Source organism: Pseudomonas sp. NBRC 111138 (assembly GCF_001320835.1).
GTDB classification, from domain to species: Bacteria; Pseudomonadota; Gammaproteobacteria; order Pseudomonadales; family Pseudomonadaceae; genus Aquipseudomonas; species Aquipseudomonas paracarnis.
This window is the reverse complement of record NZ_BCBO01000035.1, coordinates 49099-75118: the sequence shown is the minus strand read 5'-3', so window position 1 is coordinate 75118 and position 26020 is coordinate 49099. Positions and strand designations below refer to the sequence as shown.

The 26020-nt window shown below is 55.8% G+C and carries 37 protein-coding genes; 36 read left to right on the top strand and 1 reads right to left on the bottom strand.

What is annotated here, in order from left to right; translation table 11 throughout:
• The first annotated feature begins 62 nt into the window (after positions 1-62).
• The 33 genes from rpsG (at position 63) to bfr (ending at position 20060) form a co-directional block, all read left to right on the top strand.
• The gene (gene rpsG, locus APH41_RS07240) at positions 63-533 is read left to right on the top strand and encodes a 30S ribosomal protein S7 (RefSeq protein ID WP_002555493.1); all 471 of its coding nucleotides are present in this window, start codon (positions 63-65) and stop codon (positions 531-533) included.
• Positions 534-563: 30 nt separating this feature from the next.
• A complete protein-coding gene (gene fusA, locus APH41_RS07235; protein WP_003194651.1) occupies positions 564-2669 on the top strand; it encodes an elongation factor G in 2106 nt (701 codons plus the stop codon).
• A 30-nt stretch (positions 2670-2699) separates the two neighbouring features.
• Positions 2700-3893 carry an elongation factor Tu gene (gene tuf / locus APH41_RS07230; RefSeq protein ID WP_005791980.1) on the top strand — a complete coding sequence of 398 codons (1194 nt, stop codon included), beginning with the start codon at positions 2700-2702 and terminating at the stop codon, positions 3891-3893.
• A gap of 158 nt (positions 3894-4051) precedes the next feature.
• Entirely contained in the window at positions 4052-4363 is a 312-nt protein-coding gene (gene rpsJ, locus APH41_RS07225) for a 30S ribosomal protein S10 (protein ID WP_003186070.1), read from the top strand.
• An 81-nt stretch (positions 4364-4444) separates the two neighbouring features.
• On the top strand, positions 4445-5080 hold the full coding sequence (gene rplC / locus APH41_RS07220; protein WP_003194649.1) for a 50S ribosomal protein L3: 636 nt from the start codon (positions 4445-4447) through the stop codon (positions 5078-5080).
• Between the two features lie 12 nt (positions 5081-5092).
• Positions 5093-5695, top strand: coding sequence for a 50S ribosomal protein L4 (rplD, locus tag APH41_RS07215; RefSeq protein WP_003176424.1), 603 nt, complete (start codon positions 5093-5095; stop codon positions 5693-5695).
• Positions 5692-5991 (top strand): 50S ribosomal protein L23, encoded by a 300-nt coding sequence (rplW, locus tag APH41_RS07210; protein WP_002555488.1) that lies wholly within the window; start codon positions 5692-5694, stop codon positions 5989-5991. The genes rplD and rplW overlap by 4 nt, the downstream gene beginning before the upstream one ends.
• A 14-nt stretch (positions 5992-6005) precedes the next feature.
• A complete protein-coding gene (gene rplB / locus APH41_RS07205) occupies positions 6006-6830 on the top strand; it encodes a 50S ribosomal protein L2 (RefSeq protein WP_003186055.1) in 825 nt (274 codons plus the stop codon).
• A 16-nt stretch (positions 6831-6846) separates the two neighbouring features.
• Complete coding sequence (gene rpsS, locus APH41_RS07200; protein ID WP_002555486.1) at positions 6847-7122, top strand: 30S ribosomal protein S19; 276 nt, start codon at positions 6847-6849, stop codon at positions 7120-7122.
• 11 nt (positions 7123-7133) lie between these two features.
• On the top strand, positions 7134-7466 hold the full coding sequence (rplV, locus tag APH41_RS07195; protein ID WP_003103908.1) for a 50S ribosomal protein L22: 333 nt from the start codon (positions 7134-7136) through the stop codon (positions 7464-7466).
• Between the two features lie 13 nt (positions 7467-7479).
• Positions 7480-8166, top strand: a complete 687-nt coding sequence (gene rpsC, locus APH41_RS07190; protein WP_003176422.1) for a 30S ribosomal protein S3 — start codon at positions 7480-7482, stop codon at positions 8164-8166.
• A 12-nt stretch (positions 8167-8178) separates the two neighbouring features.
• Positions 8179-8592: a 50S ribosomal protein L16 gene (rplP, locus tag APH41_RS07185; protein WP_003176421.1), complete on the top strand. Its 414-nt coding sequence runs from the start codon at positions 8179-8181 to the stop codon at positions 8590-8592.
• Entirely contained in the window at positions 8592-8783 is a 192-nt protein-coding gene (gene rpmC, locus APH41_RS07180) for a 50S ribosomal protein L29 (RefSeq protein ID WP_002555481.1), read from the top strand. The genes rplP and rpmC overlap by 1 nt, the downstream gene beginning before the upstream one ends.
• Before the next feature lie 2 nt (positions 8784-8785).
• The gene (rpsQ, locus tag APH41_RS07175) at positions 8786-9052 is read left to right on the top strand and encodes a 30S ribosomal protein S17 (RefSeq protein ID WP_003194644.1); all 267 of its coding nucleotides are present in this window, start codon (positions 8786-8788) and stop codon (positions 9050-9052) included.
• A 23-nt stretch (positions 9053-9075) separates the two neighbouring features.
• Entirely contained in the window at positions 9076-9444 is a 369-nt protein-coding gene (gene rplN, locus APH41_RS07170; protein WP_002555479.1) for a 50S ribosomal protein L14, read from the top strand.
• Between the two features lie 11 nt (positions 9445-9455).
• Positions 9456-9770: a 50S ribosomal protein L24 gene (gene rplX / locus APH41_RS07165; RefSeq protein WP_003176416.1), complete on the top strand. Its 315-nt coding sequence runs from the start codon at positions 9456-9458 to the stop codon at positions 9768-9770.
• A 22-nt stretch (positions 9771-9792) separates the two neighbouring features.
• Positions 9793-10332: a 50S ribosomal protein L5 gene (gene rplE / locus APH41_RS07160; RefSeq protein ID WP_003194642.1), complete on the top strand. Its 540-nt coding sequence runs from the start codon at positions 9793-9795 to the stop codon at positions 10330-10332.
• Between the two features lie 13 nt (positions 10333-10345).
• Positions 10346-10651, top strand: a complete 306-nt coding sequence (gene rpsN, locus APH41_RS07155) for a 30S ribosomal protein S14 (RefSeq protein ID WP_003176414.1) — start codon at positions 10346-10348, stop codon at positions 10649-10651.
• Positions 10652-10859: 208 nt separating this feature from the next.
• Positions 10860-11252: a 30S ribosomal protein S8 gene (gene rpsH / locus APH41_RS07150; protein ID WP_003176413.1), complete on the top strand. Its 393-nt coding sequence runs from the start codon at positions 10860-10862 to the stop codon at positions 11250-11252.
• A 12-nt stretch (positions 11253-11264) separates the two neighbouring features.
• Entirely contained in the window at positions 11265-11798 is a 534-nt protein-coding gene (gene rplF / locus APH41_RS07145; protein WP_003194640.1) for a 50S ribosomal protein L6, read from the top strand.
• Between the two features lie 10 nt (positions 11799-11808).
• On the top strand, positions 11809-12159 hold the full coding sequence (gene rplR, locus APH41_RS07140) for a 50S ribosomal protein L18 (protein WP_003186037.1): 351 nt from the start codon (positions 11809-11811) through the stop codon (positions 12157-12159).
• Between the two features lie 3 nt (positions 12160-12162).
• Positions 12163-12663 carry a 30S ribosomal protein S5 gene (gene rpsE, locus APH41_RS07135; protein WP_003176409.1) on the top strand — a complete coding sequence of 167 codons (501 nt, stop codon included), beginning with the start codon at positions 12163-12165 and terminating at the stop codon, positions 12661-12663.
• Between the two features lie 2 nt (positions 12664-12665).
• Entirely contained in the window at positions 12666-12842 is a 177-nt protein-coding gene (gene rpmD / locus APH41_RS07130) for a 50S ribosomal protein L30 (RefSeq protein WP_003176408.1), read from the top strand.
• A 3-nt stretch (positions 12843-12845) separates the two neighbouring features.
• Positions 12846-13283, top strand: coding sequence for a 50S ribosomal protein L15 (gene rplO / locus APH41_RS07125; protein ID WP_003176407.1), 438 nt, complete (start codon positions 12846-12848; stop codon positions 13281-13283).
• Entirely contained in the window at positions 13284-14612 is a 1329-nt protein-coding gene (gene secY, locus APH41_RS07120) for a preprotein translocase subunit SecY (RefSeq protein ID WP_003194637.1), read from the top strand.
• A gap of 28 nt (positions 14613-14640) precedes the next feature.
• The gene (rpmJ, locus tag APH41_RS27960; RefSeq protein ID WP_002555468.1) at positions 14641-14757 is read left to right on the top strand and encodes a 50S ribosomal protein L36; all 117 of its coding nucleotides are present in this window, start codon (positions 14641-14643) and stop codon (positions 14755-14757) included.
• A gap of 129 nt (positions 14758-14886) precedes the next feature.
• On the top strand, positions 14887-15243 hold the full coding sequence (gene rpsM / locus APH41_RS07115; protein ID WP_003194635.1) for a 30S ribosomal protein S13: 357 nt from the start codon (positions 14887-14889) through the stop codon (positions 15241-15243).
• A 30-nt stretch (positions 15244-15273) separates the two neighbouring features.
• Positions 15274-15663 carry a 30S ribosomal protein S11 gene (rpsK, locus tag APH41_RS07110; protein WP_002555466.1) on the top strand — a complete coding sequence of 130 codons (390 nt, stop codon included), beginning with the start codon at positions 15274-15276 and terminating at the stop codon, positions 15661-15663.
• An 18-nt stretch (positions 15664-15681) separates the two neighbouring features.
• Complete coding sequence (gene rpsD / locus APH41_RS07105; protein ID WP_003176404.1) at positions 15682-16302, top strand: 30S ribosomal protein S4; 621 nt, start codon at positions 15682-15684, stop codon at positions 16300-16302.
• A 22-nt stretch (positions 16303-16324) separates the two neighbouring features.
• Complete coding sequence (gene rpoA, locus APH41_RS07100; RefSeq protein ID WP_003176403.1) at positions 16325-17326, top strand: DNA-directed RNA polymerase subunit alpha; 1002 nt, start codon at positions 16325-16327, stop codon at positions 17324-17326.
• 41 nt (positions 17327-17367) lie between these two features.
• Entirely contained in the window at positions 17368-17754 is a 387-nt protein-coding gene (gene rplQ, locus APH41_RS07095) for a 50S ribosomal protein L17 (RefSeq protein ID WP_003176402.1), read from the top strand.
• A gap of 237 nt (positions 17755-17991) precedes the next feature.
• Entirely contained in the window at positions 17992-19440 is a 1449-nt protein-coding gene (locus APH41_RS07090; RefSeq protein ID WP_054918200.1) for a catalase, read from the top strand.
• 155 nt (positions 19441-19595) lie between these two features.
• Positions 19596-20060 carry a bacterioferritin gene (bfr, locus tag APH41_RS07085; protein ID WP_003176400.1) on the top strand — a complete coding sequence of 155 codons (465 nt, stop codon included), beginning with the start codon at positions 19596-19598 and terminating at the stop codon, positions 20058-20060.
• 67 nt (positions 20061-20127) lie between these two features.
• Here bfr and uvrA read toward each other — a convergent pair whose 3' ends face one another.
• On the bottom strand, positions 20128-22962 hold the full coding sequence (gene uvrA, locus APH41_RS07080) for an excinuclease ABC subunit UvrA (protein WP_054918198.1): 2835 nt from the start codon (positions 22960-22962) through the stop codon (positions 20128-20130).
• A 178-nt stretch (positions 22963-23140) separates the two neighbouring features.
• Between uvrA and APH41_RS07075 the strand changes: the two genes are divergently transcribed.
• The 3 genes from APH41_RS07075 to tam all read left to right on the top strand — a co-directional run bounded on the left by APH41_RS07075 (position 23141) and on the right by tam (position 26007).
• Positions 23141-24535 (top strand): MFS transporter, encoded by a 1395-nt coding sequence (locus APH41_RS07075; RefSeq protein ID WP_014720149.1) that lies wholly within the window; start codon positions 23141-23143, stop codon positions 24533-24535.
• Between the two features lie 9 nt (positions 24536-24544).
• Entirely contained in the window at positions 24545-25060 is a 516-nt protein-coding gene (locus APH41_RS07070) for a single-stranded DNA-binding protein (RefSeq protein ID WP_003232445.1), read from the top strand.
• 185 nt (positions 25061-25245) lie between these two features.
• The gene (gene tam, locus APH41_RS07065; protein WP_054918195.1) at positions 25246-26007 is read left to right on the top strand and encodes a trans-aconitate 2-methyltransferase; all 762 of its coding nucleotides are present in this window, start codon (positions 25246-25248) and stop codon (positions 26005-26007) included.
• Positions 26008-26020: the final 13 nt, after the last annotated feature.

Genomic DNA, 26020 nt, shown 5'->3' with positions numbered 1-26020 from the left:
CGGAGGCGTCCCGAAAGGGCACCGATTCCGAGCGAACCTGAAGACCGTTTGAGGGCTTATCCATGCCAAGAAGACGCGTAGCAGCCAAGCGCGAAGTGCTTGACGATCCAAAATACGGAAGCCAAATCCTGGCCAAGTTCATGAACCACGTGATGGAAAGCGGCAAGAAAGCCGTTGCCGAGCGTATCGTTTATGGCGCGCTGGAAAAGGTTAAAGAACGCAAGAACAGCGACCCCCTGGAAATCTTCGAGAAAGCTCTCGACGCCATCGCTCCGCTGGTCGAAGTGAAGTCGCGCCGTGTAGGCGGTGCTACTTACCAGGTTCCGGTTGAAGTTCGCCCGTCCCGTCGTAACGCTCTGGCAATGCGCTGGTTGGTAGACTTCGCCCGTAAGCGCGGCGAGAAGTCTATGGCTCTGCGTTTGGCCGGCGAACTGTTGGACGCTGCTGAAGGTAAAGGTGCTGCTGTTAAGAAGCGTGAAGACGTGCACCGTATGGCTGAAGCCAACAAAGCTTTCTCGCACTACCGCTTCTAATTTTAGCTTCACTAATTTTGCGAGGGCTTTATGGCTCGTACTACTCCGATTAGCCGCTACCGTAACATCGGTATCGTCGCTCACGTGGATGCTGGTAAAACCACCACCACCGAGCGCGTACTGTTTTACACCGGCAAAAGTCACAAAATGGGCGAGGTGCATGACGGCGCCGCGACCACAGACTGGATGGTTCAGGAGCAGGAGCGTGGTATTACCATTACTTCTGCTGCTATTACCGCCTTCTGGAAAGGTTCCGAGAAGCAGTACAAAGACGAGCATCGCTTCAACGTAATCGATACCCCGGGCCACGTAGACTTCACCATTGAAGTTGAGCGTTCCCTGCGCGTACTCGACGGCGCTGTCGTTGTGTTCTGCGGCACCTCGGGTGTTGAGCCTCAGTCGGAAACCGTATGGCGTCAAGCCAACAAGTACGGTGTTCCACGTCTTGTTTATGTAAACAAGATGGACCGTGCTGGTGCCAACTTCCTGCGCGTGATCGGTCAGATCAAGCAGCGTCTGGGTCACACTCCGGTGCCTATCCAGTTGGCTATCGGTTCCGAAGACAACTTCCAGGGTCAGATCGATCTGATCAACATGGAAGCTGTTTACTGGAATGATTCCGACAAGGGTATGGTTCCTGTTCGTAAGCCTATCCCTGAAGAACTTCAGGAACTGGCTGACGAGTGGCGCAACAACATGGTTGAGGCTGCTGCCGAAGCCAGCGAAGAGCTGATGAACAAATACCTCGAAGGTGAAGAGCTCACCAACGTGGAAATCAAGGCCGCTCTGCGTCAGCGTACTATCGCTGGTGAGATCGTCTTGGCTGTTTGCGGTTCCTCGTTCAAGAACAAGGGTGTTCCCCTGGTTCTCGACGCCGTTATCGACTACCTGCCTGCTCCAACTGACATTCCTGCTATCAAGGGTTCCAACCCTGATAACGAGGAAGAAGAAATGGAGCGTCACGCCGATGACAACGAGCCGTTCTCGGCTCTGGCGTTCAAGATCGCTACCGACCCATTCGTGGGTACTTTGACCTTCGTTCGCGTTTACTCGGGTGTGTTGGCCTCCGGCGACGGCGTGATCAACTCGGTTAAAGGCAAGAAAGAGCGCGTGGGTCGTATGGTGCAAATGCACGCAAACGCCCGTGAAGAGATCAAGGAAGTACGCGCTGGTGACATCGCGGCCCTGATCGGCATGAAGGACGTCACCACTGGTGAGACTTTGTGCGACGCTGCCAAGCCAATCATCCTGGTTCGCATGGACTTCCCGGAGCCGGTTATTTCGGTTGCCGTAGAGCCTAAGACCAAGGATGACCAGGAAAAAATGGGTATCGCTCTGGGCAAGCTTGCTCAGGAAGATCCATCTTTCCGCGTCAAGACTGATGAAGAGACTGGTCAAACGATCATCTCCGGCATGGGCGAGCTGCACTTGGACATCCTGGTTGACCGGATGCGCCGTGAGTTCAACGTCGAAGCCAACATCGGTAAGCCTCAGGTTTCCTATCGTGAGCGCATCACGAAGAACTGTGAAATCGAAGGCAAGTTCGTTCGTCAATCCGGCGGTCGTGGTCAGTTCGGTCACTGCTGGATCCGTTTTGCTCCTGCTGACGAAGGTCAGGAAGGTCTGCAATTCGTGAACGAAGTAGTAGGTGGTGTTGTTCCTAAGGAATACATCCCTGCTATCCAGAAGGGTATCGAAGAGCAGATGAAGAACGGTGTTGTTGCCGGCTATCCGCTGATCGGCCTGAAAGCAACCGTTTTTGACGGTTCTTACCACGACGTCGACTCCAACGAGATGGCGTTTAAGGTGGCTGCTTCCATGGCAACCAAGCAACTGGCCCAGAAGGGCGGTGGTGAGTTGCTTGAGCCAATCATGGCGGTAGAAGTTGTTACACCTGAAGACTATATGGGTGATGTCATGGGCGACCTTAACCGTCGTCGCGGCATGATCTTGGGTATGGAAGACACGGTTTCCGGCAAAGTGATTCGCGCCGAGGTTCCGTTGGGTGAGATGTTCGGTTATGCGACCGACGTTCGCTCCATGTCCCAGGGTCGCGCAAGCTACTCTATGGAATTCAAAAAATACAACACAGCTCCGGCGCACATCGCTGAAACTGTATCCAAAAAACAAGGCTGATTCAGTCCTTTAGGCAAGGAGTTAATTGTCGTGGCTAAAGAAAAATTTGATCGTTCCCTACCGCACGTAAACGTTGGCACCATCGGCCACGTTGACCACGGTAAAACCACTCTGACCGCTGCTCTGACTCGCGTCTGCTCCGAAGTTTTCGGTTCGGCTCGTGTTGACTTCGACAAGATCGACAGCGCACCAGAAGAAAAAGCTCGTGGTATCACCATCAACACCGCGCACGTTGAGTACAACTCGACTATTCGTCACTACGCTCACGTTGACTGCCCAGGTCACGCTGACTACGTGAAGAACATGATCACTGGTGCTGCCCAGATGGACGGCGCTATCCTGGTTTGCTCGGCCGCTGATGGTCCGATGCCACAAACCCGTGAGCACATCCTGCTGTCCCGCCAGGTTGGCGTTCCGTACATCGTGGTTTTCCTGAACAAGGCTGACCTGGTAGACGACGCTGAGCTGCTGGAACTGGTTGAGATGGAAGTGCGCGATCTGCTGAGCACTTACGACTTCCCGGGCGACGACACTCCGATCATCATCGGTTCTGCTCGTATGGCTCTGGAAGGCAACGACGAAAACGAAATGGGCACCACTGCCGTTCGTAAACTGGTTGAAACTCTGGACAGCTACATCCCAGAACCAGTTCGTCTGACCGACAAGCCGTTCCTGATGCCAATCGAAGACGTATTCTCGATCTCCGGTCGCGGTACTGTTGTGACTGGTCGTATCGAGCGCGGTATCGTTCGCGTTCAGGATCCACTGGAAATCGTTGGTCTGCGTGACACTACTGTCACCACCTGCACCGGTGTTGAAATGTTCCGCAAGCTGCTCGACGAAGGTCGTGCTGGCGAGAACTGCGGCGTTCTGCTGCGTGGTACCAAGCGTGACGACGTTGAGCGTGGCCAGGTTCTGGTTAAGCCGGGTTCGGTCAAGCCGCACACCAAGTTCACCGCAGAAGTTTACGTTCTGAGCAAAGAAGAAGGCGGCCGTCATACTCCGTTCTTCAAAGGCTACCGTCCACAGTTCTACTTCCGTACTACTGACGTGACCGGTAACTGCGAATTGCCAGAAGGCGTTGAAATGGTAATGCCAGGCGATAACATTCAAATGACTGTTACCCTGATCAAAACCATCGCAATGGAAGACGGTCTGCGCTTCGCTATCCGTGAAGGCGGCCGTACCGTTGGTGCTGGCGTTGTAGCTAAAATCATCGAGTAATCTCTCTTTTGAGTGAGCTCTGATGTTTTGAAAAGGCCCCCGCTTAGCGGGGGCCTTTTTTATTGGGTTGACACCTATCTAGGGCGTCTATAGAATTGCGCCTCCTTTTAACGGGCGTATTGCGCCCGGTGGGAATAGCAGCCGGAGTCTGAAATCCAATGCAAAATCAGCAAATCCGTATCAGGTTGAAGGCTTTTGACCATCGCCTGATCGACCAATCCACCCAGGAAATCGTGGAAACCGCGAAACGTACTGGTGCTCAAGTGCGTGGTCCAATTCCACTGCCTACCCGTAAAGAGCGGTTCACCGTTCTGGTCTCCCCGCACGTCAACAAAGACGCGCGTGACCAGTACGAGATCCGTACTCATAAGCGCGTACTGGACATCGTCCAGCCAACGGATAAAACCGTTGATGCACTTATGAAGCTCGATCTGGCGGCCGGTGTGGAAGTACAGATCAGCCTCGGCTAAGACTTGGGTCTTAGTCGTGTAACGCTCTGAAATGGGCGGCCATAGCGGGTGAAAGCCCCGTACACTCATGAGGTTTACAACATGACTATTGGTGTAGTCGGTCGTAAATGCGGTATGACCCGTATTTTCACCGAAGAAGGTGTCTCCATTCCGGTCACGGTCATTGAGATCGAACCGAATCGCGTCACCCAGTTCAAAACTGAAGAAACCGATGGCTATCGTGCAGTGCAAGTCACTGTCGGCGAGCGTCGTGCTTCGCGCGTGACTGCTGCTCAAGCAGGTCACTTCGCTAAAGCAAACGTTGCAGCTGGTCGTACTGTCATGGAGTTCCGTCTTGAAGACGGCGACTACCAGGCTGGCGATCTGATCAACGCTGAAATCTTCGCCGCTGGTCAACTGGTTGATGTAACCGGTCAGTCCAAGGGTAAAGGCTTCCAGGGTACGATCAAGCGTTGGAATTTCCGTGGTCAAGACAACACTCACGGTAACTCCGTTTCCCACCGCGTCCCGGGCTCTATTGGCCAGTGCCAGACTCCTGGTCGTGTATTCAAGGGCAAAAAAATGTCCGGTCATATGGGCGCTGAGCGCGTGACCGTGCAGTCCCTCGAAGTAGTGCGCGTCGACGCTGAACGCAATCTGTTGTTGGTCAAGGGTGCTGTTCCTGGCGCTACTGGCGGCAACCTGGTTGTACGTCCAGCGGCCAAGGCTCGCGGTTAAGGGGAAGCTGACATGCAATTAAATGTAAATGACGCTCAAGCGATCGAAGTTTCCGAACTGACATTTGGCGGCGAATTCAACGAGACGCTCGTTCACCAAGCAGTCGTGGCCTACATGGCCGGCGGCCGTCAAGGTAGCAAGCAGCAAAAGACCCGTTCCGACGTACGTGGTGGCGGTAAGCGCCCTTGGCGTCAGAAAGGCACTGGCCGTGCTCGTGCCGGTACTATCCGTAGCCCAATCTGGCGTGGCGGCGGTACCACTTTCGCAGCTCGTCCACAGGATCACTCTCAGAAGCTCAACAAGAAGATGTACCGCGCAGCACTGCGCTCCATCCTTGCTGAACTCGTGCGTACTGATCGTCTGGTCGTGGTTCAGGACTTCGCTGTTGAAAGTCCAAAAACCAAAGATCTGCTGGGCAAACTGAACAACATGAGCCTGACCGACGTTTTGATCGTGTCCGAAGCTGTTGATCAGAACCTGTACCTGGCTGCTCGCAACCTGCCACACGTTGATGTACGTGACGTGCAAGGTTCCGATCCAGTTAGTCTGATCGCATACGACAAGGTGTTGATCACCGTGTCGGCCGTGAAGAAATTCGAGGAGCTGCTGGGATGAACCAGGAACGCGTATTTAAAGTTCTGCTTGGCCCGCACGTTTCCGAAAAGGCTACGGTTCTGGCTGACAAGAAAGGCCAGTTCGTTTTCAAGGTTGCAACTGACGCAACCAAGCTGGAAATCAAGAAGGCCGTCGAAAGCCTGTTCAGCGTGAAAGTAGAGCGTGTTACTACCCTGAATGTTCTGGGTAAGAGCAAGCGCACTGCTCGCGGTCTGGGCAAGCGTAATGACTGGAAGAAGGCGGTTATCTCCCTTCAGCCAGGCCAAGATCTCGATTTCAGCAGCAGTGCTGAGTAAGGAAGGGGTGCATCATGGCAATCGTTAAATGCAAACCGACTTCCCCTGGCCGCCGTTTTGTGGTCAAGGTGGTCAACCAGGAGCTGCATAAAGGCGCTCCTCACGCACCGCTGCTCGAGAAAAAATCGAAGTCTGGTGGTCGTAACAACAATGGTCGTATTACCACTCGTCACATCGGTGGTGGCCATAAGCAGCATTATCGTCTGGTCGACTTCCGTCGCAACGACAAAGATGGCATCGCTGCCACTGTCGAGCGTATCGAATACGATCCAAACCGTACTGCTCACATCGCTCTGCTGCTGTACGCAGATGGCGAGCGTCGCTACATCATCGCCCCTAAAGGCGTGAGTGCTGGCGACCAGCTGATCGCAGGTGCTCTGGCACCGATCAAGCCGGGCAACGCTCTGCAACTGCGTAACATTCCAGTTGGTAGCACCGTACACGGCATCGAATTGAAGCCAGGTAAAGGCGCACAGATCGCTCGTTCCGCTGGTGCTTCGGCTCAGTTGATCGCTCGTGAAGGTGTCTACGTGACCCTGCGTCTGCGTTCTGGTGAGATGCGTAAAGTACTGGCTGAATGCCGTGCGACCCTGGGCGAAGTCTCGAACTCCGAGCACAGCCTGCGTTCGTTGGGTAAAGCTGGTGCCAAACGCTGGCGTGGCGTTCGCCCAACCGTTCGTGGTGTTGCCATGAACCCGGTTGACCACCCACACGGTGGTGGTGAAGGTCGTACCTCTGGTGGTCGTCATCCGGTATCGCCATGGGGCTTCCCGACTAAGGGCGCGAAGACTCGTGGTAATAAGCGTACCGACAAAATGATCGTCCGTCGTCGCAAGTAAATAGAGGGATACGACAGTGCCACGTTCTCTGAAAAAAGGTCCTTTTATTGATCTTCACCTACTGAAGAAGATCGAAGTGGCGGCGGAAAAGAACGATCGCAAACCAGTTAAGACCTGGTCGCGTCGTTCGATGATCCTGCCACAAATGGTCGGTCTGACCATCGCAGTACACAACGGTCGTCAACACGTCCCAGTTCTCGTTAACGAAGACATGGTCGGCCACAAACTGGGCGAGTTTGCCGGTACCCGCACTTATCGTGGGCACGTGGCAGACAAGAAAGCCAAGCGTTAAGGGGTTAGGAAATGGAAGTAGCCGCTAAGTTGTCGGGCGCTCGAATCTCCGCCCAGAAAGCCCGCTTGGTCGCCGACCAGATCCGCGGGAAGAAGGTGGGCGAAGCGCTCAACCTGTTGGCTTTCAGCAGTAAGAAAGCCGCCGAGATCATGAAGAAAGTGCTGGAGTCGGCCGTAGCCAACGCCGAGCATAACGAAGGCGCAGACGTTGATGACCTGAAGGTCAGCACCGTTTTCGTCAACGAAGGGCGTTCGCTGAAGCGCATCATGCCACGTGCCAAAGGCCGTGCTGATCGCATCGTCAAGCGGTCTTGCCATATCACTGTCAAGGTTGCTGACAAGTAACGGAGTCGAAGAGATGGGTCAGAAAGTACATCCCATTGGCATTCGCCTGGGAATCGTCAAGGAGCACACCTCCGTCTGGTACGCAGACGGTCGGACTTATGCGGACTACTTGTTCGCTGATCTGAAGGTGCGTGAGTATCTCCAAGACAAACTAAAAAGCGCGTCCGTAAGCCGTATCGATATCCATCGTCCGGCGCAAACTGCACGTATCACCATCCACACCGCTCGTCCAGGTATCGTTATCGGGAAGAAAGGTGAAGATGTTGAGAAACTGCGTCAGGACCTGACCAAGCAAATGGGTGTGCCTGTGCACATCAATATCGAAGAGATCCGCAAGCCGGAGCTCGACGGTATGCTGGTTGCGCAGAGCGTAGCTCAGCAGCTGGAGCGTCGCGTAATGTTCCGTCGCGCTATGAAGCGCGCCGTACAGAACGCCATGCGCATTGGTGCCAAAGGCATCAAAATCCAAGTGAGCGGTCGTCTCGGCGGTGCTGAAATCGCACGTACTGAATGGTATCGCGAAGGTCGTGTGCCACTGCACACCCTGCGTGCCGACATCGACTATGCCAACTACGAAGCTCACACCACTTACGGTGTGATCGGTGTAAAGGTTTGGATCTTCAAAGGCGAAGTAATTGGTGGTCGCCAAGAAGAACTGAAACCACAAGCACCAGCGCCTCGTAAAAAAGCTGCTAAGTAAGGGGTACGCCAAATGTTGCAACCTAAGCGTACGAAGTTCCGCAAGCAGATGACAGGCCACAACCGTGGTCTGGCTCAGCGCGGTAGCAAAGTCAGCTTCGGCGAGTTCGCGCTGAAGTCTGTAGCTCGTGGTCGTCTCACCGCTCGTCAGATCGAGTCAGCGCGTCGTGCTCTGACCCGTCACGTAAAACGTGGCGGCAAGATCTGGATCCGTGTATTCCCGGACAAGCCGATCTCCAAAAAACCTCTCGAGGTTCGGATGGGTAAAGGTAAGGGTAACGTGGAATACTGGGTAGCCCAGATTCAGCCAGGCAAAGTCCTGTATGAAATCGAGGGTGTTTCTGAAGAGCTGGCGCGTGAGGCTTTCGCCCTGGCTGCTGCAAAGCTGCCGCTCGCCACCTCCTTTGTTAAACGGACGGTGATGTGATGAAAGCGAATGAACTTCGTGAAAAATCCGCACAGCAGCTGAACGAGCAACTGCTCGGCCTGCTGCGCGACCAGTTCAATCTGCGTATGCAGAAAGCAACTGGCCAGTTGGGGCAGTCTCATCTGCTCTCGCAAGTTAAGCGTGACATCGCTCGCGTGAAGACTGTGCTCAACCAGCAGGCAGGTAAGTGATCATGGCTGAAGCCGAAAAGACTGTCCGTACGCTGACTGGCCGTGTTGTCAGCGACAAGATGGACAAAACCATCACCGTTTTGATCGAGCGTCGCGTTAAGCACCCGATCTACGGTAAATATGTTAAGCGTTCGACTAAGCTGCACGCGCACGACGAAACCAATCAGTGCCACATCGGCGACAAAGTCACTATTCGTGAAACTCGTCCGATGGCCAAGACCAAGTCTTGGGCACTGGTTGATGTTCTCGAACGCGCTGTGGAAGTCTAAGGACTAGGGGTCGGAGAAATTATATGATTCAGACTCAATCCATGCTCGATGTGGCCGATAACAGCGGCGCTCGCCGTGTTATGTGCATCAAGGTGCTGGGTGGCTCCCATCGTCGTTACGCTGGTATCGGTGACATCATCAAAGTTACCGTGAAGGAAGCAATTCCTCGCGGTAAGGTGAAAAAAGGCCAAGTGATGACTGCTGTTGTAGTCCGCACTCGTCACGGCGTACGTCGTGCTGATGGCTCCATTATCCGCTTTGATGGCAACGCTGCTGTTCTTCTGAACAACAAGCAAGAGCCGATCGGCACCCGTATCTTTGGGCCAGTGACCCGTGAACTTCGTACTGAGAAGTTCATGAAGATCGTCTCGCTCGCCCCAGAAGTGCTGTAAGGAGATCCGACATGCAAAAGATTCGTCGTGACGACGAGATCATCGTGATCGCCGGCAAAGACAAAGGTAAGCGCGGTAAGGTGCTTAAGGTTCTCGCTAATAACCGTCTGGTTATCGGTGGTCTGAACCTGGTCAAGCGTCATACCAAGCCTAACCCGATGTCGGGCGTGCAGGGCGGTATCGTCGAGAAAGAAGCTCCGCTGGATGCTTCTAACGTCGCCATCTTCAACGGCGAAACCAACAAGGCTGACCGCGTTGGTTTCAAAGTAGAAGACGGTAAGAAAATTCGTGTCTTCAAGTCGACCCAAAAAGCGGTTGATGCTTGAACACTGCTAGGTAGATTAGACCATGGCACGACTACAAGAGATTTACCGGAAGGAAATCGCCCCTAAGCTTAAGGAAGAACTTAAGCTCGGGAACGTGATGGAAGTTCCGCGCGTCACCAAAATCACCCTGAACATGGGTCTGGGCGAAGCGATCGGCGACAAAAAAGTCATCGAGCACGCTGTTGCTGACCTGGAAAAGATCACCGGTCAAAAAGTCGTTGTGACTTACGCTCGGAAATCCATCGCTGGCTTTAAAGTCCGTGAAGGTTGGCCGATCGGCGTCAAAGTGACTCTGCGCCGTGAGCGTATGTACGAATTCCTGGATCGTCTGCTGTCGATCTCCCTGCCTCGGGTCCGCGACTTCCGCGGCCTGAATGCCAAGTCCTTCGATGGTCGTGGTAACTACAGCATGGGCGTGAAAGAGCAGATCATCTTCCCGGAAATCGACTACGACAAGATCGATGCTCTCCGCGGTCTGGACATCACCCTGACCACCACTGCCAAGAACGATGATGAAGGCCGCGCTCTGCTGCGTGCGTTCAAATTCCCGTTCCGCAACTGATTGGAGTAGGACCATGGCCAAGATGAGCATGAAAAACCGCGAGCTGAAGCGTCAGCTCACGGTTGCCAAGTACGCCAAGAAGCGTGCAGCACTGAAAGCAATCATCGTTGATCTGAACGCAAGTCCAGAAGCGCGTTGGGAAGCTACAGTTGCTCTGCAGAAGCAGCCACGTGACGCAAGCGCTTCGCGCATGCGTAACCGCTGCCGCCTGACCGGTCGTCCACACGGCGTTTACCGCAAGTTCGGCCTCGGCCGTAACAAACTGCGTGAAGCGGCAATGCGTGGTGACGTACCAGGTCTGGTTAAAGCCAGCTGGTAAGTACTTTCAACGTCCAGGTGGTCGGAATCGCAAGATACTGACCGCCGGTGACCTTGAATCTGGATCAAGCCCCTTTTGGGGCTTGTTTCATTTCTGGAGTATGTCTAAAATACGCGGCTCGCCTGAGCCCGTGTTTTTTGTGCTCGGAGATTCTCGGCGACATATGTAGCCGCAAGGCTAATTTTTTTGTATTAGGAGCGTCTAGCCCATGAGTATGCAGGACCCGTTAGCGGACATGCTAACTCGTATCCGTAATGCCCAGATGGCTGAAAAGTCCGTCGTAAGCATGCCATCTTCCAAGTTGAAGGTAGCTGTTGCCAAAGTCCTGAAAGACGAAGGCTACATTGCGGGTTATCAGATCAGCAGCGAAATCAAACCACTGCTGTCCATCGAGCTGAAGTACTTCGAAGGCCGTTCGGTCATCGAGGAAGTGAAGCGCGTTAGCCGTCCAGGCCTGCGTCAGTACAAGTCCGCTGAAGATCTGCCGAAAGTTCGTGGCGGTCTGGGCGTGTCTATCGTCTCCACCAACAAAGGTGTGATGACGGATCGTGCTGCGCGCGCTGCCGGTGTCGGCGGCGAAGTTCTTTGCACTGTGTTCTAAGGGGGGATAAGCATGTCTCGCGTCGCTAAGAACCCCGTTAAGCTGCCAGCCGGTGTCGAAGTCAAATTCGCAGGCCAACAGCTTTCGGTGAAGGGTGCCAAGGGTACTCTTGAACTGAACATCCATTCGTCCGTTGAGATCGTTGAAGAAGCTGGTGAGCTGCGTTTCGCTGCTCGCAATGGCGATCAACAAACTCGCGCAATGGCCGGTACCACGCGTGCGTTGGTAAACAACATGGTCCAAGGCGTAAGCCAAGGCTTCGAGCGTAAGCTCCAGCTGGTCGGTGTTGGTTACAAAGCGCAAGCAAAAGGCACGGTTTTGAACCTTGCCCTTGGCTTCTCGCACCCAGTGGATTACGAACTGCCAGCGGGCATCACTGCTGAGACTCCTAGCCAGACCGATATCCTGATCAAGGGCATCGACAAGCAGCTGGTAGGTCAAGTGGCCGCTGAGATCCGCGACTTCCGTCCACCAGAGCCGTACAAAGGCAAAGGTGTGCGCTACGCGGACGAAGTCGTCCGTCGTAAAGAAGCCAAGAAGAAGTAGGGCATAGCAAATGACCGACAAAAAAGTTACTCGACTGCGTCGCGCTCGCAAAGCACGCCTGAAAATGCACGAACTCGAAGTCGTGCGTCTCTGCGTGTTCCGCTCGTCGCAGCACATCTACGCCCAGGTCATCTCGGCCGACGGCAACAAAGTCCTGGCAAGCGCCTCGACTTTGGATAAAGAACTGCGTGATGGTGCCACTGGCAACATCGACGCGGCCACAAAGGTTGGCCAGCTGGTCGCTACGCGTGCTAAGGCCGCTGGCGTCTCGCAAGTGGCTTTCGACCGCTCTGGCTTCAAGTACCATGGCCGCGTGAAAGCGCTGGCTGATGCTGCTCGTGAAGCTGGGCTGGAGTTCTAAGTTATGTCAAATAACGACCAAAAGCGCGACGAAGGCTACATTGAGAAGCTGGTTCAAGTTAACCGCGTAGCCAAAACCGTTAAAGGCGGCCGTATCTTCACTTTCACCGCGTTGACCGTGGTGGGTGATGGTAAAGGGCGTGTTGGCTTCGGCCGTGGCAAGTCACGTGAAGTGCCTGCTGCGATCCAGAAGGCAATGGAAGCTGCTCGTCGCAACATGATCCAAGTTGATCTGAACGGCACCACTCTGCAGTACGCAATGAAGTCCGCTCACGGCGCTTCGAAGGTGTACATGCAGCCTGCTTCTGAAGGTACCGGTATCATCGCTGGCGGCGCTATGCGTGCTGTCCTCGAAGTTGCTGGCGTTCAGAACGTTCTGGCCAAGTGCTACGGCTCGACTAACCCGGTAAACGTGGTTCACGCCACTTTCAAGGGTCTGAAGGCTATGCAATCTCCTGAGTCCATCGCTGCCAAGCGTGGCCTGACTGTCAAGGAGATCTTCTGATCATGGCTACCGTTAAAGTAACGCTGATCAAAAGCATGACCGGCCGCATCCCTAACCACAAATTGTGCGTTAAAGGTTTGGGTCTGCGTCGCATCGGTCACACTGTAGAAGTCCAGGATACTCCCGAGAATCGCGGGATGATCAACAAGGCTTACTACATGCTGCGTGTAGAGGGTTAATCGATGAAACTCAATGATCTGAGTCCAGCGCCGGGTTCCCGTCGCGAAAAGCATCGTCCGGGCCGTGGTATCGGTAGTGGTTTGGGTAAGACCGGTGGCCGTGGCCACAAGGGTCAAACCTCCCGCTCCGGTGGCACCATTGCTCCAGGCTTTGAAGGCGGTCAACAGCCGCTGCATCGTCGCCTGCCTAAGTTCGGTTTCGTGTCCCTGAAAGCTATGGATCGCGCAGAAGTGCGTCTGTCCGAGCTGGCTAAAGTGGAAGGCGACATCGTTACTGTGCAGACCCTGAAAGATGCCAACGTGATCAACGTCAACGTACAGCGTGTGAAAATCATGCTGTCCGGTGAAGTGACTCGCGCTGTCACTATCGGCAAGGGAATCGGCGCCACCAAAGGTGCGCGTTCGGCTATCGAAGCAGCTGGCGGCAAGTTCGAGGAATAAATGGCTAAGCAAGGTGCTCTCTCAGCGCTCGGCAAAGGCGGTATGTCTGAACTTTGGGCTCGTCTGCGTTTTCTGTTCCTGGCGATTATCGTCTACCGAATAGGCGCACACATCCCGGTTCCAGGTATCAACCCGGACCGACTCGCAGACCTGTTTCGACAGAATGAGGGGACCATTCTTAGCTTGTTCAACATGTTTTCCGGCGGCGCGCTGGAGCGGATGAGCATCTTTGCACTGGGGATCATGCCGTATATCTCGGCATCGATCATCATGCAGCTGATGACAGCCGTCAGCCCGCAGCTGGAGCAGTTGAAGAAGGAAGGTGAAGCTGGCCGTCGCAAGATTAGCCAGTACACCCGCTACGGCACTGTCGTCCTCGCCCTGGTTCAAGCTATCGGCATGTCCGTTGGCCTGGCAGGGCAGGGCGTTGCGTTCACTGGTGACTTTGGCTTCCATTTCGTCGCGGTATCCACGTTTGTGGCTGGTGCGATGTTCATGATGTGGCTGGGTGAGCAGATTACTGAGCGTGGTGTTGGCAACGGTATCTCGATGTTGATTTTCGCAGGTATCGTCGCCGGTCTTCCGAGAGCAATCGGGCAGTCTTTCGAGTCTGCGCGTCAGGGTGATATCAATATCTTCGCCTTGGTTGCCATCGGTTTGCTGGCAGTAGCGATTATCGGTTTTGTGGTGTTCATTGAGCGTGGCCAGCGTCGTATTGCTGTTCACTACGCCAAGCGTCAGCAGGGCCGTAAGGTCTTTGCTGCGCAGACCAGCCACTTGCCGCTGAAAGTGAATATGGCCGGTGTTATTCCGGCAATTTTCGCGAGCAGCATCTTGCTGTTTCCGGCTTCGTTGGGTACCTGGTTTGGTCAGTCTGAAAATATGGGCTGGCTGCAGGACCTCTCTCAGTCGATCGCTCCTGGTCAGCCGTTGAATATTCTGCTGTTTAGTGCAGGGATTATTTTCTTCTGCTTCTTCTATACGGCGTTGATGTTCAATCCGAAAGACGTAGCGGAAAACCTGAAGAAGTCCGGTGCCTTTATTCCGGGCATCCGTCCAGGTGAGCAGTCGGCACGCTACATTGATGGCGTTCTGACCCGTTTGACCCTGTTCGGTGCTCTATATATGACGGCCGTGTGCTTGTTGCCCCAGTTCCTGGTGGTTGCAGCAAACGTTCCGTTCTACCTTGGCGGGACCTCGTTGCTGATCGTGGTCGTGGTTGTGATGGACTTCATGTCCCAAGTACAATCGCACCTCGTTTCGCACCAGTACGAATCCCTGATGAAGAAAGCCAACCTGAAGGGCTACGGCAGCGGCATGTTGCGCTGAGTACCCCATAAGGTTCGAGGAGTTGGTGATGAAAGTTCGTGCATCGGTGAAAAAGCTGTGCCGTAACTGCAAGATTATTCGCCGCGAAGGTGTTGTTCGAGTAATTTGCAGCGCGGAACCGCGTCACAAACAGCGCCAAGGCTGAGTGTGATCCGCTTGAAGCCCGGCAGCTAGTGCGCTGCCGGGTTGATTATTTGTTATTACAGCGATATTATCTCGCGCCCTATTTCTTGGCTTCCGGGGCGTAGGTAGCTGTCAATTGGAGTCCCACTGAATGGCCCGTATTGCAGGCGTTAACATTCCAGATAACAAGCACACTGTTATCTCGCTGACCTACATCTATGGTGTTGGTCGCACTACTGCGCAGAAAATTTGCGCAGTTGCTGGGGTAAACCCAGCCGCTAAGATCAAGGATCTGAGCGACGAGCAGATTGAACAGCTGCGTGGCGAAGTGGCGAAGTTCACCACTGAAGGTGACCTGCGTCGCGAAATCAACATGAAAATCAAGCGTTTGATGGACCTCGGTTGCTATCGCGGTCTGCGTCATCGTCGTGGTCTTCCAGTACGCGGTCAGCGTACCAAGACTAACGCGCGTACCCGTAAAGGTCCGCGTAAGCCGATCCGCAAGTAATCGCCCCAGCGAATCGACAGGAAAATTATCATGGCAAAACCTGCTGCTCGTCCTCGTAAAAAAGTTAAAAAGACAGTGGTTGATGGCATCGCCCACATCCATGCATCTTTTAACAACACCATCGTGACCATCACCGACCGTCAAGGTAACGCGCTTTCTTGGGCTACCTCCGGTGGTTCGGGTTTCCGCGGTTCCCGCAAGTCCACCCCGTTTGCTGCTCAAGTAGCTGCTGAACGTGCTGGTCAAGCTGCGCTGGAATATGGCCTGAAAAACCTCGACGTTAACGTCAAAGGTCCAGGTCCAGGTCGTGAGTCTGCTGTCCGTGCTTTGAACGGCTGTGGCTATAAGATCGCCAGCATCACCGACGTGACGCCAATCCCGCACAACGGGTGCCGTCCGCCGAAGAAGCGCCGCGTGTAATCCAGGAGATTGTAAAGAATGGCTCGTTACATTGGTCCAAAATGCAAACTCGCTCGTCGCGAAGGCACCGATCTCTTCCTGAAGAGCGGCGTGCGCGCGATCGAATCGAAGTGCAACATTGAAGCAGCACCTGGTATCCACGGCCAACGCCGCGGTCGCCAGTCCGACTACGGCACCCAACTGCGTGAAAAGCAGAAGGTCCGTCGTATCTACGGCGTTCTCGAGCGTCAGTTCAGCGGCTACTACAAAGAAGCTGCTGGCAAGAAAGGTGCAACCGGTGAAAACCTGCTGCAACTGCTCGAATGCCGTTTGGACAACGTTGTATACCGTATGGGCTTTGGTTCGACTCGTGCCGAATCCCGTCAGCTGGTATCGCACAAGTCGATCAGCGTTAACGGTCAGACCGTAAACGTTCCGTCCTACCAGGTTCGTGCTGGTGACGTGGTCGCAGTTCGCGAGAAAGCAAAAAACCAACTTCGCATTGTCCAAGCTCTCGATCTGTGTGCCCAACGTGGCCGCGTAGAATGGGTAGAAGTAGACACTGAGAAGAAGTCGGGCGTTTTCAAGAACGTTCCTGCTCGCAGTGATCTGTCCGCCGACATCAACGAAAGCCTGATTGTCGAGCTCTACTCCAAGTAAGGGCTAGAAAATAGGTGCATCCATGCAGATTTCGGTAAATGAGTTCCTGACACCCCGCCACATTGATGTGCAGGTTGTCAGTCCAACCCGCGCCAAAATTACTCTCGAGCCTCTCGAGCGTGGTTTTGGCCACACCCTGGGCAACGCGCTGCGCCGCATCCTGTTGTCCTCAATGCCCGGCTGTGCAGTAGTCGAGGCCGAGATTGACGGTGTGCTCCACGAGTACAGCGCCATCGAAGGTGTACAGGAAGACGTAATTGAAATCCTGTTGAACCTTAAAGGTCTGGCTATCAAGCTGCACGGCCGTGACGAAGTTACGCTGACCTTGTCGAAGAAGGGTTCGGGGGTGGTTACCGCTGCCGATATTCAGCTGGATCATGATGTCGAGATCGTTAACCCCGATCACGTAATCGCTAACCTGGCGTCTAACGGCGCCCTGAACATGAAGCTCACTGTAGCTCGTGGTCGTGGTTATGAACCGGCCGACTCGCGTCAGAGCGATGAAGACGAAAGCCGCAGCATTGGTCGCTTGCAGCTTGACTCTTCGTTCAGCCCGGTTCGCCGTATCGCATACGTGGTGGAAAACGCCCGTGTCGAGCAGCGTACTAACCTGGACAAGCTGGTTATTGATCTGGAAACCAACGGTACCCTGGATCCTGAAGAGGCTATCCGCCGCGCTGCAACCATTCTGCAACAGCAGTTGGCTGCGTTCGTCGACCTCAAAGGTGACAGCGAACCAGTGGTAATCGAGCAGGAAGACGAGATCGATCCGATCCTGCTTCGCCCGGTTGACGATCTGGAACTGACTGTACGTTCGGCTAACTGCCTTAAGGCGGAAAACATTTACTACATCGGTGACCTGATCCAGCGCACCGAAGTAGAACTGTTGAAGACTCCGAACCTGGGCAAGAAATCCTTGACTGAAATCAAGGACGTTCTGGCCTCCCGCGGTCTGTCCCTCGGCATGCGCCTCGACAACTGGCCGCCTGCAAGTCTTAAGAAGGACGACAAGGCGACTGCCTGATCGTCGTAATCACCGAACGTGAGTTTGGTAAGGAATGAACCATGCGTCATCGTAAAAGTGGTCGTCACCTGAGCCGTACCAGCTCGCACCGCAAGGCCATGTTCCAAAACATGGCGGTGTCGCTGTTCGAGCACGAGCTGATCAAAACTACACTGCCGAAAGCTAAAGAACTGCGTCGCGTTGCTGAGCCGCTGATCACTTTGGCCAAGACAGACAGCCTGGCTAACCGCCGTCTGGCTTTCGACCGTACTCGTTCGAAAGCTATCGTTGGTAAGCTCTTCAACGACCTGGGCAAGCGTTACGCTACCCGTGAGGGCGGCTACCTGCGCATCCTCAAGTGCGGTTTCCGCGCTGGCGACAACGCGCCTATGGCGTACGTCGAGTTGGTTGATCGTGCTACTGCCGGCGAAGCTGTAAGCGCCGAGTAATACGACAAGCTGCAACGAAGAACCGGGCCTAGTGCCCGGTTTTTTGTGCGCGTAACAAAAGCGCGTTGCGTACAAGAATCTTCAGGCGACACGCTTCACTATAAGCGTCGGGCATGTTGGTAGTTATTTTCTATTGAAGCCTACAATTTAATGAATTTGTAGGTGTCATGTGGATGGTCAATACTCCCTCCAAGCCGATTAGCCGGCAGTTTCAAGCCCGACCTGAGGAAGATGCGCATGAGCCAGAATAAAGTCCTTACCACCGCCAGCGGCGCGCCCGTTGCCGACAATCAGAACTCACGTTCCGCCGGCCCTCGTGGCCCCTTGCTGCTCGACGATTTTCACCTGATCGAGAAGCTCGCTCACTTCAACCGTGAAAACATCCCTGAGCGTCGCGTGCACGCCAAAGGTTCGGGTGCCTTCGGTACCTTCACGGTGACAAAAGACATTACCGAATACACCAGCGCCAAATTGTTCGAGTCCGTTGGCAAGCAGACCCCTACGTTCCTGCGTTTCTCCACGGTGGGTGGGGAGCGCGGTTCGGCCGACACTGAGCGCGATCCACGTGGTTTCGCCTTGAAGTTCTACACCGAGGAAGGCAACTGGGACATCGTCGGTAACAACACCCCTGTGTTCTTTATCCGTGATCCGCTGAAGTTCCCGGATTTTATCCACACCCAGAAACGCCTGCCGCAGAGCAACCTGAAAAGCGCGCAAATGATGTGGGATTTCTGGTCGCACTCCCCTGAGGCGTTGCACCAGGTCACTATCCTGTTTTCGGACCGCGGGATTCCAGACGGCTACCGTCACATGCACGGTTTCGGCAGCCACACTTACAGCCTGATCAACGCCCAGGGCGAGCGTCATTGGGTGAAGTGGCACTACAAGACCAAGCAAGGCATTAAAAACTTGGCTCCGGCCGAGGCTGCGCGCTTGGCGGGTACCGATCCTGACTACGCCCAGCGCGATCTGTTTGGTGCAATCGAGCGCGGTGACTTCCCCAAGTGGCGCGTGTGCATCCAGATCATGACCGAGGCACAGGCGAACGCCCATTACGAGAACCCGTTTGACGTGACCAAGACCTGGTCGCAAAAAGAATTCCCGTTGATTGAAGTGGGTGAGTTGGAGCTCAATCGTAATCCGCAGAACTACTTCGCCGAAGTCGAGCAGGCCGCATTTGGCCCAAGCAACATGGTCCCAGGCGTTGGCCTGTCGCCAGACCGTATGCTCCAAGGTCGAGTTTTCGCCTACGCCGATGCTCACCGTTATCGTGTGGGCACTAACCACCAGCAACTGCCGGTGAACGCACCACGTAGCCCGGTTAACAGCTACCAGCGTGACGGTTCCATGGCTTTCGGCAGCAATGGTGGGGCGGCTCCGAACTACGAGCCAAACAGCTATGCCGACGCACCAAAACAAGCCCCGCAATATGCAGAGCCAGCACTGGCCCTGAGCGGTGCCGCCGATCGTTACGATCACCGCGAAGATACGGACTACTACAGCCACGCCGGTGCGCTGTTCCGTCTGATGAATGATGAGCAAAAAGCGTTGCTCACCAATAACATCGCGGGCGCAATGGCTGGGGTTTCCAGCGATGTGGTCCAGCGTCAACTGCAGCACTTCTATAAGGCCGACCCGGCTTATGGAGAAGCAATTGCAAAGGCATTGGGTGTATCGCTTAACTGACTCTAAACGATAAGCAGAACCGCCCTCATTTGGGCGGTTTTTGCGTTATTTCAGCTACTTTTCTCCGGAAATCTTCACTTTTCTGCCGTTTGTCCCGTGACCTTCAAGTCAGCATGGTTCAAACTACAGTCTTTCAAGCAGGGAGATGTAGGGCGATGCAAGGTCACCCCGACGTAATCGATTACCTCAACACGTTGCTGACGGGCGAACTGGCAGCTCGTGACCAATATTTCATCCATTCGCGTATGTACGAAGACTGGGGCTTTACCGAGCTCTATGAGCGTATCAACCACGAAATGGAAGAAGAGGCACAGCACGCTGACGCCCTGATGCGCCGCATTCTGATGCTCGAAGGCACGCCGCGTATGCGTCCTGATGATCTGGACGTGGGTACCACAGTGCCTGACATGCTCGCTGCCGATCTTCGCCTTGAGTACAAGGTCCGTGCCGCACTCTGCAAGGGCATTGAGCTTTGCGAACAGCACAACGACTATGTCACCCGGGAAATATTGCGGGTGCAGTTGAATGACACCGAAGAAGATCACACCTACTGGCTGGAAAAGCAGTTGGGCCTGATCAAGTTGATCGGCCTGGAAAATTACCTGCAATCGCAGTTCTGATTCCCGGCTATAAAAAAGCCCCCGTCACCGCAAAGTGGCAGGGGCTTTTTATTGGGCGATGAAAAAATCAGGCCCTGTCGCGTTCCAGCAACGGTTTCAAGTAGTAACCGGTGTGCGATTGAGGCATTTCGGAAACCTGCTCCGGAGTGCCCACTGCGATGATCTGGCCACCCTTAGAACCACCTTCTGGCCCCAGGTCTACCAGCCAGTCGGCAGTCTTGATCACATCAAGGTTGTGCTCGATCACCACCACGGTATTGCCGTGGTCCCGCAAGCGGTGCAGTACGTCCAGCAACTGCTGGATATCCGCGAAGTGCAGGCCAGTGGTCGGCTCATCGAGGATATACAAGGTTTTGCCGGTATCACGCTTGGACAGCTCGCGAGACAGCTTGACCCGCTGCGCCTCGCCACCCGACAGCGTGGTCGCTGACTGCCCCAGCTTGATGTACGACAGGCCCACATCCATCAGCGTCTGCAGCTTGCGCGCCAGCGCCGGCACTGCGTCGAAGAACTCGCGAGCTTCCTCGATCGTCATTTCCAAGGTCTCGTGGATGCTCTTGCCCTTGTACTTGATCTCCAGGGTCTCGCGGTTGTAGCGCTTGCTCTTGCACACATCGCACGGCACGTAGATGTCCGGCAGGAAGTGCATTTCCACCTTGATCAGGCCATCGCCCTGGCACGCTTCACAGCGGCCGCCCTTGACGTTGAACGAGAAGCGGCCCGGCCCATAACCCCGTGAGCGCGACTCTGGCACGCCAGCGAACAACTCACGGATAGGGGTAAACAGCCCGGTGTAGGTGGCTGGGTTGGAGCGAGGCGTACGCCCAATCGGGCTCTGGTCGATGTCGACCACCTTGTCCAGATGCTCCAGGCCCTTGATGCTGTCGTGAGCTGCCGCTTCCAGGGTGGTCGCGCCATTCAGGGCGGTGGCACTCAGTGGGAACAGGGTGTTGTTGATCAGCGTCGACTTGCCCGAACCGGAAACACCGGTCACGCAGGTCAGCAGGCCCAGTGGAATCTCCAGGTCGACATTGCGCAGGTTGTTCCCGCGCGCGCCCTTGAGATGCAGCGCCATCTTCTTGTTACGCGGCGTTCGCTTGGCGGGTACTTCAATCTTCACACGCCCCGACAAGTATTTGCCGGTCAGTGAATCAGGATGTGCCATCACCTCGGCAGGCGTGCCTTCAGCAACGATATGGCCACCATGCACGCCCGCGCCGGGGCCGATATCGACCACGTAGTCCGCCAGGCGGATAGCGTCTTCATCATGCTCCACCACGATCACGGTATTGCCGATATCGCGCAGGTGTTTCAGCGTGCCCAGCAGGCGGTCGTTATCTCGTTGGTGCAAGCCAATCGACGGCTCGTCGAGGATATACAGCACGCCCACAAGGCCCGCGCCGATCTGGCTGGCCAGGCGAATGCGCTGTGCCTCACCGCCAGACAGGGTATCGGCACTGCGGTCCAGCGACAGATAGTCCAGGCCCACGTTGACCAGGAACTGCAACCGCTCGCGAATCTCCTTGAGGATCTTGTCGGCAATTTCGCCACGACGACCGGTCAGCTTCAGCACGCCAAAGTATTCACAGGCATCGCCGATCGGCAGGTTGGTTACTGCAGGCAAGGTCTTCTCGCCCACCCATACATGCCGGGCTTCACGGCGCAGGCGCGTGCCACGGCAATCCGGGCATGGCTGTGTGCTGAGGAACTTCGCCAGCTCCTCGCGCACGCTCGCCGATTCGGTTTCGCGGTAACGGCGTTCCAGGTTCGGCACGATGCCTTCGAACGGGTGCGAGCGCTTGACGATATCACCGCGATCGTTCAGGTATTTGAAGTCGACATTCTGCGAACCGCTGCCATTTAGAATGACCTTCTGCTGGTCTGCCGGGAGTTGGTTGAACGGTACTTCCAGGCTGAACTTGTAGTGGGAGGCCAACGACCCAAGCATCTGGAAGTAGTAGACGTTACGTCTGTCCCATCCGCGTATCGCCCCCTCGGCCAGGGTCAGGTCACCATTGACCAGGCGCTTGATATCGAAAAACTGCTTCACACCCAGGCCGTCGCAAGTCGGGCAGGCGCCGGCCGGGTTGTTGAAGGAAAACAGCTTGGGTTCCAGCTCACTGATGGCATGGCCACAGATCGGGCACGCAAAGCGCGCGGAGAAGATGATCTCTTCGCCCGGCTCGTCATCCATCGGCGCTACCAGGGCAATGCCATCGGCCAGCTTCAGCGCGGTTTCGAACGATTCCGCCAAACGCTGCTGCAAGTCGGCACGCACCTTGAATCGGTCGACCACCACATCAATGGAGTGCTTTTTCTGCTTGTCCAGCTTCGGCGCTTCGTCCAGCTCATAGAGCTTGCCGTTGATGCGCGCACGTACAAAACCCTGGGCACGCAGCTCTTCGAAGACCGACAGGTGTTCGCCCTTGCGCTCGCGAATGACAGGCGCCAGCAGCATCAGCTTGGCGCCTTCGGGCTGGGCCAGCACCAGGTCGACCATCTGGCTGACGGTCTGGGCTTCCAGGGGGATATCGTGGTCCGGGCAGCGGGGGATACCCACGCGTGCGTAGAGCAGGCGCAGGTAGTCGTAGATCTCGGTAATGGTACCCACGGTGGAGCGCGGGTTGTGGGACGTGGATTTCTGCTCGATGGAAATAGCCGGCGACAGGCCTTCAATGGTGTCGACATCGGGCTTTTCCATCATCGACAGGAACTGCCGGGCGTAGGCCGACAGGGATTCCACATAGCGGCGCTGACCTTCGGCATACAGCGTGTCGAACGCCAGGGACGATTTGCCGGAGCCGGACAAGCCGGTGATGACGATCAGTTTGTCCCGGGGCAGGGTCAGGTCGATGTTCTTCAGGTTGTGGGTTCTAGCCCCACGAATCAGGATCTTGTCCAAGATGGCCTCGCACGGCGGGCGTAAATGATGCCGGAGTATACGGCTAAAGACTGGATGAATATACACTGTCAAAACGCCGCCTGCAGCCTTACATGAAAGCTGCGCGGCAAAGCGCCGCATATACCCTCTCAATCGATGGGACTGGTAGAATCGCCGCCGGTTCACACGAGGTTTTTCCATGCACGATCCCCACAGCGAACGCATGAGTAGCGGCGAGACCCGAGCGGCAAGCGGGCTGGCCCTGGTGTTCGCCTTCCGTATGCTGGGCATGTTTATGGTGTTGCCAGTGCTGGCCACCTATGGGATGGATCTCGCAGGTGCGACCCCCGCCTTGATCGGCCTGGCGATTGGTGCCTATGGCCTGACCCAGGCGATTTTCCAGATCCCGTTCGGGATTATTTCCGACCGCATTGGCCGTCGCCCGGTGATCTATCTCGGGCTGATCGTATTCGCCCTTGGCAGTGTGCTAGCGGCCCAATCCGATTCGATCTGGGGCGTGATCGCCGGCCGCATCCTGCAGGGCGCCGGTGCGATTTCCGCCGCCGTGATGGCGCTGCTGTCGGACCTGACCCGCGAACAACACCGCACCAAGGCCATGGCGATGATCGGCATGACCATCGGCCTGTCGTTTGCCGTGGCCATGGTGGTCGGGCCCTTGCTCACGCGCGCGTTCGGCTTGCATGGGCTGTTCCTGGCCACGGGCGGCATGGCGTTGTTTGGCATCCTGATCGTTGCCTTTATGGTGCCGCGCTCCACCGGTACCCTGCAGCATCGTGAATCGGGCGTCGCACGCAAGGCGTTGCTTCCCACGCTCAAGCACCCGGACTTGCTGCGCCTGGATTTAGGTATCTTCGTATTACACGCCATGCTGATGTGCAGCTTCGTCGCCTTGCCCCTGGCCCTGGTGGAAAAAGCCGGCCTGCCCAAGGAACAGCACTGGTGGGTCTACCTCACTGCGCTGTTGATTTCGTTCTTCGCCATGATCCCGTTCATCATCTATGGCGAGAAGAAACGCAAAATGAAACGAGTTTTACTCGGCGCCGTCGCGACATTGATGCTCACTGAACTATTCTTCTGGCAGTTCGGCGACAGCCTGCGAGCATTGGTGATCGGTACGGTGGTGTTTTTCACCGCCTTCAACCTGCTCGAAGCGTCGTTGCCGTCATTGATCAGTAAAGTTTCACCGGCAGGCGGCAAGGGCACGGCCATGGGGGTGTATTCCACCAGCCAGTTCCTGGGTTCCGCGTTGGGCGGCATCATGGGCGGCTGGATGTTCCAGCATGGCGGTTTGTCGGTTGTGTTCCTCGGATGCGCCGGGCTGGCTGCACTTTGGCTGGTCTTTGCTGTTACCATGCGCGAACCTCCCTACGTCACCAGTCTGCGTTTGCCGCTATCGCCCGAAGCGATCCGCGAAGCCGGCCTGGTAGAGCGCCTGAAGGCTGTCGTAGGGGTAACGGATGCAGTCGTGGTCGCTGAAGAGGCGGCCATTTACATCAAATTGGACACCGAATTATTGGATCGCGCGACGCTCGAGCAACTGGTCAACCCAGTGCCAACAGCGCGCCCAGCCTAGGAGAACGTTATGGCCCGTGGGGTTAACAAAGTCATATTGGTCGGTACTTGCGGCCAGGATCCCGAAGTTCGCTACTTGCCTAACGGTAACGCCGTGACCAACCTGAGCCTGGCGACCAGCGAACAGTGGACCGACAAGCAGACCGGCCAGAAGGTCGAGAAGACCGAATGGCACCGCGTGTCGATGTTCGGCAAGGTCGCAGAGATCGCCGGTGAATACCTGCGCAAAGGTTCGCAGGTGTACATCGAAGGCAAACTGCAAACCCGCGAGTGGGAAAAAGACGGCATCAAGCGTTACACCACCGAAATCGTGGTCGACATGCAAGGCACCATGCAACTGCTGGGCGGCCGTCCACAGGGCGACCAACAGGGCCAGGGCGGCATGTCCAACTCGGCACCGCGCCCACAGCAGTCGCGTCCGCAGCCAAGCCAGCAGCCACAGCGTGAGTCGCGCCCAGCACCACAACAGGCTGCTCCGCAACCGGCTCCGGATTTCGACAGCTTTGATGACGATATCCCGTTCTAAGGTCCAAGACCGACCCTGAACAAACAAAACCCCCGATAGCGAAAGCATCGGGGTTTTTTTATGGTCGACGTGCAGGCGTCGCGCGCGGGGTGCCTTTGTACAGGCAGCACACCAACCCCAGCATTTGTTCTCATGGCTCACAAGATTTAGGCTGGCGCCACCTCTAACAAAGAAGGAAGGCTGTGATGACCTGGTCCGCCAAGCAGTACACGATGTTCGAACAGCAGCGCACTCGCCCCGTCCGTGACCTGGTTGCGGCAATTCCCAACACCGACGTGGGCACCGCAGTCGACCTGGGGTGCGGGCCGGGAAACTCCACTGAAGTGCTGGCCGAGCGTTTCCCCCAAGCGCACGTCACTGGCATGGACAGCTCCGATGACATGTTGGCAGACGCCCGCAAGCGCCTGCCCAGGTTGAACTTCGAGCTGGCGGACATCGGCGCCTGGCATTCTGCGCAACGCTTGGATGTGATTCTGGCCAATGCCTCGCTGCAATGGCTGCCCGACCACGCCACGCTCTACCCGCATTTGGTCCACCAACTGAACCTAGGCGGTACGCTGGCGGTGCAAACCCCGGACAATCTTGACGAGCCCGCCCATCGTCTTGCCCGAGAAGTCGCGGCCGATGGCCCATGGTCGGCAAAGATAGGGGCGGTCAAACACAATGAACGGCACACCGCCAGTTACTACTACGAACTGCTGAGCAAGCATTGCAGTACCGTGGACGTGTGGCGCACCACCTATCAACACCCCTTGGCGGACCACGCGGCGGTGGTGGAGTGGTTCAAGGCTTCGGCATTGCGGCCTTTTCTTGCGCCGTTGACGGACGATGAAAAAGCCGCCTTCCTGCAGCAATACCAGGCGCGAATTACCCAGGCTTATCCAGCCCTGGCCGATGGCACGGTGTTGTTGCCCTTTCCGCGGCTGTTCATCATTGCCACACGCTAAAGCGATCAGCCCA